This window comes from Wolbachia endosymbiont of Drosophila barbarae (genome assembly GCF_044752445.1).
Lineage (GTDB): Bacteria > Pseudomonadota > Alphaproteobacteria > Rickettsiales > Anaplasmataceae > Wolbachia > Wolbachia pipientis.
This window is the reverse complement of record NZ_JBIXJM010000219.1, coordinates 1-8,450: the sequence shown is the minus strand read 5'-3', so window position 1 is coordinate 8,450 and position 8,450 is coordinate 1. Positions and strand designations below refer to the sequence as shown.

Below are 8,450 nucleotides of genomic sequence, written 5' to 3'. Positions count from 1 at the left end.
GACAGACTGTCATTCTTGACAATGCTACTTTTCATAAGTCTGGTAAGATTATCGAGCTTGCTAGAGGAGTTGGTGCAGAAATTTTGTATCTGCCGCCGTATTCTCCAGATTTCAACAAAATTGAGCATCATTGGTTTGCTATAAAAAACAGAGCTAGGAAAAACATTCCTCTATTCGAATCCTTTCGTCGTGCTGTTGATTCTGCCTTCCTATGACCTGTTCGGACTATTATGAGAAATGCTATAACTGTAAAAAAACAGAAAGCTTGGTAGAAAAACGTAAGGCAATTTCCTGGTTGTCAGACTTTAGTCAAGATTTTGTGCACACATGTATATTGGCTGATTGTGATCCGGTATACGTAAAAAATAAAATACAGCCAACCTTAAAAAGCCTTACTAGATAAAGCCTTTTTATATACTTAATGAGGTTTACTCCTTTTACCGAAAAAAATATAATTCAATCTCCTATCTATAGTTGCCTCTATATCTTTGATTAATAGCTGCTTTATCATGTTTACTTTTCGCTTTGCATCTTGAGCTTGACGCTCATTGTTACCACTGTTATTGCTGTAATTATTCTTATCACTATAACTACTGCCACTTGGTTTGCTACTGTTACTGAACTCACTACCCTTTTTTCTTCTTGTGTTGAGTATCTGTATTATCTTTCCCTTTAAAAAGGACTTCCAGCCTGTGCCAAGTAATAATTTATAGAGAAAATGCGGAGTAAGAAACGCCACTAATATTCGAATAGAAATTCCGTAACCGAGATCTTCCCTATTTTCATAATACCACTTGCAATATTGAAACAAACGGTAAAACGCATTTTTGAAAGAGCAAAATTCTACAGCATACCAAAAACCATTGCTGAGAAACATGAGCACAATGCTGAATGTGTAAAGATACATTGTGAAGAGAAACAGTTTCACAATTATATCTTTTAGACTACCTAATATATAATTCAATAATCTTAATTTATAGAAAAGTGATATCATTTCACACCCACTTCAATATGGCTGGGGTGGAAGGATTCGAACCTTCGCGTGGCGGTATCAAAAACCGCTGCCTTACCACTTGGCTACACCCCAATACTACTTACATCAATAACACTATTAGCCCAATTAGTAAAAGATTTATTTGCTTTTTCTATGGGCATCACAGCAATAGCTGACTGATCATAAGAATGCATTGCTTCGATTTTTTCTACAATTTTATCAACTTGATCATTCCTGCTCTTCATAATTGCCACTACTTCACAACCACTGTTAATTTCACCCTTCCATAAATACAGAGAATTTACTTCAGTTACACATACAATTAACTTCTCGTTTAACAATTCTTCAGAAATAGTTTTAGCCTCATTTAAATTTGAAAAAGTTGAAAACTAAATTATTCATTAGAATCTATATAAACGCATTGCTACTATACTCCACTCAGGTTTATTCATCAAGAGAAAATAACGCCAGCGCGTACTGTATGAACATTTGTTTGCAAAGGTAGTATGTTAAGTGTTATAGCTAGTTTGCCTCAAACGTAAAGGTGTCATCCCAGTGCCCCTGTGATGTCATTCCAGTGCTTGACACTGGAATCCAGTTTTCCATATAATCTCATCGAAAACGTTGTAACCACTTTCTATGCTAGTTTGCTTGTAAACAAGCAAACTTTCCTGGATCCAAGTAGTCAAGCACTGGGATGACACCTTTCCTAGCAGAGAAATCACAATGTTCATACGGTTGTACGCATACCGCTGGGATCTAGGATTTTTCTATAGTTTAAAAACAAAAAAGGATGTTACTCAATGAGTAACATCCTTTTGGAGAAGGTGGATAGCTTTGTTTAGTTCGTTTTCACAGCTGTTTGTGCAGCTTGCTGTTGAACGTCAGTGTCAACAGCTACTTTCGTAGAAGGCTGTCCCACCAGTTTGTCCAGATGACCTGTCTTTCTTAAGTCAGCTTGGGTTTTTGCCTTGCCATTTTCAGTAAACATTGTATGTGTTGGAGAAGAAGTTGGTGAATTGAATCCACTATCAGAACCATTACGATTACTAAAAGAATTGTGTAATGTAGATTCAGTTTTAGCACTTAAACTAAATTCTTTTAAGTTTTTCTCCATTGCTGCCCCAACTTCATCTTTACTGAAAGATTGTTCCAATCTTTCTAATGAGCTTGTTGGTGTAGAAGGACCAGATGAACCTCTTGCACTATCAAAAGAATTACTGCGAGTTAGAGTTCCTTTATTCGAATTACCAAGATATTGGTTTACTTTAGGATCACTGAGAACATCTTCACTGAAAGAACTTTGTCCATTTAAGTTAGTCAATGAGGCGCTTCTAGTTGGTACTTCTGGAGTTTCTACCCTAGTAAGGTTGCTAGTACTATTACGTCGTGCAACTCCTGGTCTTCCTCCTATTGTTGCAGTTTTATTAGTATTCTCAATTGGAGTAGGAGTATCAACGTAAAAAGTGCTATTTCCTATTTTTCTAGGCAACGTGTCTGATTCAGAAAGAACTTGATATTTAACTTCAGAAGTTTTTTCTGACTTTTTGCCACTTTTGAAAGGTGATGAAACCTTATCCAAAAGTGAAGTAGCTGTTTTCACTTCTTTATGGTTTGCAGGATTTAACAATTCCGCTTCACTGCTAATGGTACTGTCAGTACTTACAGAATTTAGAAAACTCATTGAACTGCTTCTTGATGAGCTGTTTTCAAAAGATTGCATTGAACCTTTTCTGATACCATACTTTCCTGCTACTTCATTAAGGTTCTCTATGGAGTTAGAAAGTTTATGCTCTATTTTGCACTCTTTAACAATTCTCTTAATTTCATCGTGATGGTCAGAGAAAATTTCATAAAGACTGTTATTATCTTTAGATAACAAACTTTGCAACTTCTTAGCGTATAATTTATTGACAAAATCTGCTTGCTGTTTCAACTGATTGATCAACTGGTCCTTTTGGAAACCTGATTGACCATCAACAGAATAAGCTTTCTCTAATATTTTTTCTCCCAGCTTAGAAAATATTTCCTTAGTTAAAGCAAAGCTATTCACGGCTTTGTCTTCAAGAACTTCCTTAATAACCATCTCCTTTACACTATTGAAATTCCTTGTTTTTTCTTCTGTTTTCAAAACAACAGTTTGACCTTCGTTATCTATTGAATATGGGATGGCGTCTAAACTAGACATACTTTTACTTAAATTACTTAAACTGCGCCCCATTTTTCCTAACGTAGCACCAGTTCTCTCTCTTGTTGCTCGTCCCACAGAACTTATAGCTCCTTTTACTGAATAATAACCTTCTCTTGCTTTTTCTGCAGTATATACTGACGTGTCCTTAACTTTCCCGGCAGTATATTTCGCCCCATCAACTGTTTTTTCTGCTGACCATTTGAGCCCTTTATATCCAGATTGAACTGTTTTTACAGCGACTTTTACAGCGAAATATAAAGCAAGACCAACTATAGCACCTGGTATAGCAAGTGTTGCACCAACTGCCAAAAGTGGTAGTACTGCCGTAAATAATCCACTTGCTGCACTTACTACAAGAATCTTATCTCCTTGTTTCATCTTAGAGAATTCTGTATCCCCTTTTAACAGGTCAGTAATTCTTTCTTTTAGCTTCTTGGAATCCTTAGCAGCCTCTAAATTTAATGAATCTTGCGTCGTTTTATTCAAACCAAGATCATTTCCTTGTTCAGTTACAACAGAATTTTTTTCATTAGGTGACATTTTAAACCTCACTATTAATTAAATATATTATAATTGTATTCCTTGATTCTTAAGTTAGTGTTAAATTGATTGCCAGTATTTATTTGTCTTCAAATAATTTCGCTTGACGTGTTTTTTGATAGTGTGGAAAATTAGGTCAAGAAGCTGCAGCATTTATGAGGTATAGAAAAAGAACACTCATCTTTTTGGCTGTTATAACTTTAATAATAATGGTTTTATTATTCAGCTATCATTTCCATTTTCACGAAGACGTAGTGCACTTAAAGAGTGACAACAAAGAATTCAAAAAAAAGCCAGAAAATTCCATAGAGTCAACCATACTACATAGAGAAAAGGAAGTGTACGATCATGTTTTCCATCCTGATGATTAATTTGTAAATAAAATAGCAATTTATGTTTGCATTTTCTTATTAAAGAAGTAATATTAGCGTATTAATTATAGAATCAATCATTATGTTTGATGATAATAATCCTTGGAATCTGGGAAAGAAACCGGTAGGGAACAAAACTCCTAATAATGAAGATATTTTAAGTAAAGCTGTATCTGATATAAGGTTCTTTCTTAATGGATTAACCAGAAACAGGGGCAAAAAACCTTATTTCATCATTTTCATTATTTTGCTGTTCTATGCTTGCACTGGCTTTTATATTGTCCATCCTAGTGAAGAAAGTATAGAACTTACCTTTGGTAAATATTCTAATACGGAAACACCTGGTTTGCGTTATCACTTCCCCTACCCTATTGGCAAGGTTTTTAAAGTGAACGTTAAGGAAGTAAATCGTGAAGAAATTGGGGTAAGTAGTTCTTATGGGCGAGATACAGATCGCGGTGAAGGCGTGATGCTAACTGGAGATGAAAATATAGTCAACGTTAACTTCGAGGTTCAGTGGCGCGTTAGAGATGCTAAGGACTATTTATTCAAAGTGCGGGATTACAAACCCGGTTTCAGTGTTAAAAATGCTGCTGAAAGTGCCATGAGAGAAATAATAGGTAAAAATACGATCTCTTTTGCACTTGGTCAAGGCAGACCAGAAATTTCTAGAGATACTAGAATTCTATTGCAGCAGATTCTTGATGGATACCAAATGGGTATAGAGATTTTATCTGTTCAAATGAAAAAAATTGATCCACCAGAAAAAGTCATTAGCTCATTTAGAGATGTGCAAAGTGCTCGTGCAGACAAAGAGCGTACTATAAACGAAGCATATGCTTATAATAATGATATTATACCTCGAGCAAAGGGTGAAGCGATAAAGATAAAATTAGATGCACAAGCATATGAAAATGAAATAATAAATGAAGCAAAAGGTAATGCAAATCGCTTTTTATCTCTTTATGAGGAATATAGACAGAATCCTTCTCTCGTTAAGAATCGTATTTATCTTGAAACTATGGAAAATATTTTCAGTAAGGTAGACAAAGTTGTTGTAACTGATGATCTGAAAGGTATGTTTTCTTATTTACCTCTTACAAATTTAGGAAAATAACCATGAGTAGTAATATTAAAATTGTTTTTGTTTCTGTATTTGTTGTTTTATTGATTGCTTTATCTAATTCAATATTTGTTGTGCAAGAAACAAAGCAAGCAATAGTTATACAACTGGGTAAAGTTGTAAGGGATGTTAGGGAAAGTGGCTTATATTTTAAGTTGCCATTCATAAATAGTGTAGAGTTTCTTGATAAAAGAGTTTTAGATTTAAGTCCTGATAAGATCCCAAGGGAAGTGATAACAGCGGATCAAAAACGTATTATAGTAGATGCGTATGCAAAATATAAAATAACAAATCCTGTTACTTTTTACCAGGCTGTGAGGAATGAATCAGGTCTGGTTAGAAGATTATATCCGGTTATAGAAGCACACATAAGAGAAAATATAGGCAGATTTTCGTTGATTAGCTTGTTGAATGAAAAAAGATCAGAGGTTATGCAATTGATTCAGCGTGGAGTTTATTCTGAAGCTGAAAAATTTGGCATAGAAATAATAGATGTAAGAATTAAGAGAGCAGATTTACCAGAAGAAAATAGTTCTGCAATATTTCGCCGTATGCAAACTGAAAGGGAAAAAGAAGCAAAAGAAATTAGAGCAGAAGGAGAGCAAGCTGGGCAGGAAGTTAGATCAAAAGCTGATAAATTAAAAAGGGAAATTATCTCCAGTGCAGTAAAAGAATCGTACGAAATAAGGGGTCGTGGTTATGCTGAAGCAACTAGGATTTATAATGAGGCATTTAAAGTTGATGAAGAGTTCTTTAACTTTTATCGCTCTATGAGTGCTTACAGTAAATCATTTGCCAAAAATAATACTAAATTTGTACTTTCACCAAACAATAACTTTTTAGATATTTTAAATAAAGGATGGAAATAATTTATGAAAAGTAAGGCATTTATTTTATCTATATTTGCATATTTTCTAATTGCGTTTTCTTCGTATGCTAATATGTTTGATTGGAATGCAAAAAAGGTCGTTGATGCTAGCACTACTGCATGCAACTGTAATCAAGGACTTGCCGATTTAGTGGAAGAACTCATTCCTGCGGTTGTAAATATTTCAAGCGAACAAATCATCAAACAAGAAAATAACAGCAGAACTAGAGTTCCATCTATGCCAGGAAATAATTTTTTTGATGATTTTAGAGAGTTTTTTGAGCATTTTGATCAGTTTTTTATGGATAGGGGCCCTAGTGTTAACAGAGAGGTGGTGTTGCTTAGTTCTGGGTTTATTATAGATAAAGGTGGAACTATAGTAACAAATTATCACGTTATTAAAAACGCCCAAGATATCACAGTTACTATGAACGATAATACTTATTTCAAAGCAGAAGTTTTAGGCTATGATGCAAGAACTGATCTTGCTGTGCTTAAGATTAATTCTGATAAAGATCTTTCTTCTGTTGCATTTGGTGATTCTGATAAAGCAAGGGTTGGTGATACGGTTATGGCAATAGGTAACCCATTTGGTTTGGGTGGCTCTGTAAGCACAGGAATTATATCTGCAAGGTCCAGGGACATTAGTATTGGCACTATGAATGAATTTATTCAAACTGATGCTGCAATTAATAGGGGTAACTCTGGAGGACCGTTATTTGATTTAAATGGAAAAGTTATAGGTATTAATACTGCTATCTATTCTCCATCTGAGTCTGGCGGCAACGTGGGTATAGGTTTTGCCATACCATCTAATTTAGCTATGTCAGTTATTGACACATTAAAAAGTGGCAAAAAAATAAAACATGGTTGGCTTGGTGTGCAAGTTCAGCCTATAACGAAAGAATTTGCTGAGTCCTTGGGTTTAAAAGATATAAAAGGCGCATTGGTTGCAAGTATAGTAAAGGATAGTCCTGCAGAAAAAAGTGGGATTAAAGTAGGTGATATATTATTAGAATTTGACGGTAAAAAAATCGATAGAATGACACAATTACCTCAAATGGTTTCAAGAGCTGGACCTGAGAAAAAAGTGCAAGTTAAGTTACTTAGAAAGAGCAAAGAGGTTAATATTAAAGTTGTGATCGGAGAATCTACAAATGATGGCCAAGATAACAATCAAGAAGAAAATAAATCAACATCTGATTATGTAACCGGTTTAACTGTTTCAAATCTGCCAAAAGAATCAAAAGAAAGTAATCCTACAAAAGGTGTGATAGTTACCAATGTAGATAGTAACAGTAATGCCACGCTGCGTGGTATTAAAAAAGGAGACATTATTATCCAATTAGATGGAACCGATATAGAAAATACTAATGATTTTCAAAAACAAGTTGATTCAGCAGTAAAGAAAAACGGTAAAGATTCAATAATGTTGCTCATTTACCGCAATGGAAATCAATTCTTTACTTCGATAAAGTTGAAGAAATAGCACTCGTAGGTTATTTACTAAATTAGCAGCATTGTAAGCCTGTCATTATAACACCTCAATCTTACAAGACAAATCAAAACTATTAAAGTCTACATTCCATTCACTAAAATACACATATGGATAATATAAATTTTCTAAAATTCATTGAACTGTGCTTTCAAACAGTGGTGCCGGGATGTGAGTATAATGATTATCAGTACATAAAAGTCATAGCAGACAGGCTGGAAGCAGCGAATGCTGGCGAAGTAAGGCGCATAATATTCAATATGCCTCCGCATTCAATGAAGTCCATATGTATGAGTGTTGCGTGGCCCGCATGGATACTGAGAAATCAGCCAACTGCAAGAATAATAGTTGCAAGTTATTCTAAGTTGCTTAGTGAAAAACATTCGCTCGATACCAGGTGCATAATGCAATCTGATTGGTATAAAGAACTATTTCCAGAGGTAGAACTATCCAAAGACCAGAACACTAAATATAAATTCCAAACAGTGCAGAGAGGATTTAGAATCGCAACATCAGTTGGAGGAACATTAACCGGTGAAGGTGGTGACTTTATTATTGTGGATGATCCGCTTAACCCTGCTCAAGCTTTGAGTGAAACATTTAGAAAACGTGCCACAAACTGGTTCGATCAGACTTTAGTAACGAGACTCAACGATAGAAAAAAAGGAGTAATTGTGCTTGTGATGCATAGGCTCCACCTGGAAGACTTAACAGGGCACCTCTTATCCAAGCCAAAAAACATATGGCATCACATTTGTTTGCCAATGATTTCTGAAAAAGTGGAGATAATCGACTCAATTATATAGCATTTCTCATAATAGTCCGAACAGGTCATAGGAAGGCAGAATCAACAGCACGACGAAAGGAT

8 protein-coding genes, 1 tRNA gene and 2 pseudogenes are annotated in these 8,450 nt (G+C 34.9%); 6 read left to right on the top strand and 5 right to left on the bottom strand.

What is annotated here, in order from left to right; all coding sequences use genetic code 11:
• Positions 1 to 215: transposase (locus tag ACIPNH_RS05035; protein ID WP_400771539.1), on the top strand; the 215-nt coding region annotated here is incomplete at its 5' end.
• Positions 212 to 403 carry a hypothetical protein gene (locus ACIPNH_RS05030; RefSeq protein WP_400772053.1) on the top strand — a complete coding sequence of 64 codons (192 nt, stop codon included), beginning with the start codon at positions 212 to 214 and terminating at the stop codon, positions 401 to 403. The genes ACIPNH_RS05035 and ACIPNH_RS05030, both read left to right, overlap by 4 nt.
• A 15-nt stretch (positions 404 to 418) precedes the next feature.
• Here ACIPNH_RS05030 and ACIPNH_RS05025 read toward each other — a convergent pair whose 3' ends face one another.
• The 5 genes and pseudogenes from ACIPNH_RS05025 to ACIPNH_RS05005 all read right to left on the bottom strand — a co-directional run bounded on the left by ACIPNH_RS05025 (position 419) and on the right by ACIPNH_RS05005 (position 3,725).
• Positions 419 to 877 carry a hypothetical protein gene (locus ACIPNH_RS05025; protein WP_237357357.1) on the bottom strand — a complete coding sequence of 153 codons (459 nt, stop codon included), beginning with the start codon at positions 875 to 877 and terminating at the stop codon, positions 419 to 421.
• Positions 878 to 1,012: 135 nt separating this feature from the next.
• A tRNA-Gln gene (locus ACIPNH_RS05020) sits at positions 1,013 to 1,087 on the bottom strand.
• A pseudogene (gene cutA, locus ACIPNH_RS05015) lies at positions 1,078 to 1,383 on the bottom strand (divalent-cation tolerance protein CutA); the annotation flags it as partial. The pseudogene cutA and the gene ACIPNH_RS05020, both read right to left, overlap by 10 nt.
• 180 nt (positions 1,384 to 1,563) lie before the next feature.
• Positions 1,564 to 1,728 (bottom strand): hypothetical protein, encoded by a 165-nt coding sequence (locus ACIPNH_RS05010; protein ID WP_153296807.1) that lies wholly within the window; start codon positions 1,726 to 1,728, stop codon positions 1,564 to 1,566.
• 107 nt (positions 1,729 to 1,835) lie between these two features.
• Positions 1,836 to 3,725, bottom strand: a complete 1,890-nt coding sequence (locus tag ACIPNH_RS05005; RefSeq protein ID WP_400772051.1) for an actin-bundling T4SS effector WalE1 family protein — start codon at positions 3,723 to 3,725, stop codon at positions 1,836 to 1,838.
• Positions 3,726 to 4,178: 453 nt separating this feature from the next.
• Here ACIPNH_RS05005 and hflK point away from each other — a divergent pair, with 453 nt between their 5' ends.
• The 4 genes and pseudogenes from hflK to ACIPNH_RS04985 form a co-directional block, all read left to right on the top strand.
• Positions 4,179 to 5,213, top strand: coding sequence for an FtsH protease activity modulator HflK (gene hflK / locus ACIPNH_RS05000; RefSeq protein WP_010962866.1), 1,035 nt, complete (start codon positions 4,179 to 4,181; stop codon positions 5,211 to 5,213).
• Between the two features lie 2 nt (positions 5,214 to 5,215).
• Positions 5,216 to 6,088, top strand: coding sequence for a protease modulator HflC (gene hflC, locus ACIPNH_RS04995; RefSeq protein WP_400772050.1), 873 nt, complete (start codon positions 5,216 to 5,218; stop codon positions 6,086 to 6,088).
• A 3-nt stretch (positions 6,089 to 6,091) separates the two neighbouring features.
• Positions 6,092 to 7,576 carry a DegQ family serine endoprotease gene (locus ACIPNH_RS04990; RefSeq protein WP_400772049.1) on the top strand — a complete coding sequence of 495 codons (1,485 nt, stop codon included), beginning with the start codon at positions 6,092 to 6,094 and terminating at the stop codon, positions 7,574 to 7,576.
• 116 nt (positions 7,577 to 7,692) lie between these two features.
• Positions 7,693 to 8,382: pseudogene (locus ACIPNH_RS04985) on the top strand (hypothetical protein); the annotation flags it as partial.
• Positions 8,383 to 8,450: the final 68 nt, after the last annotated feature.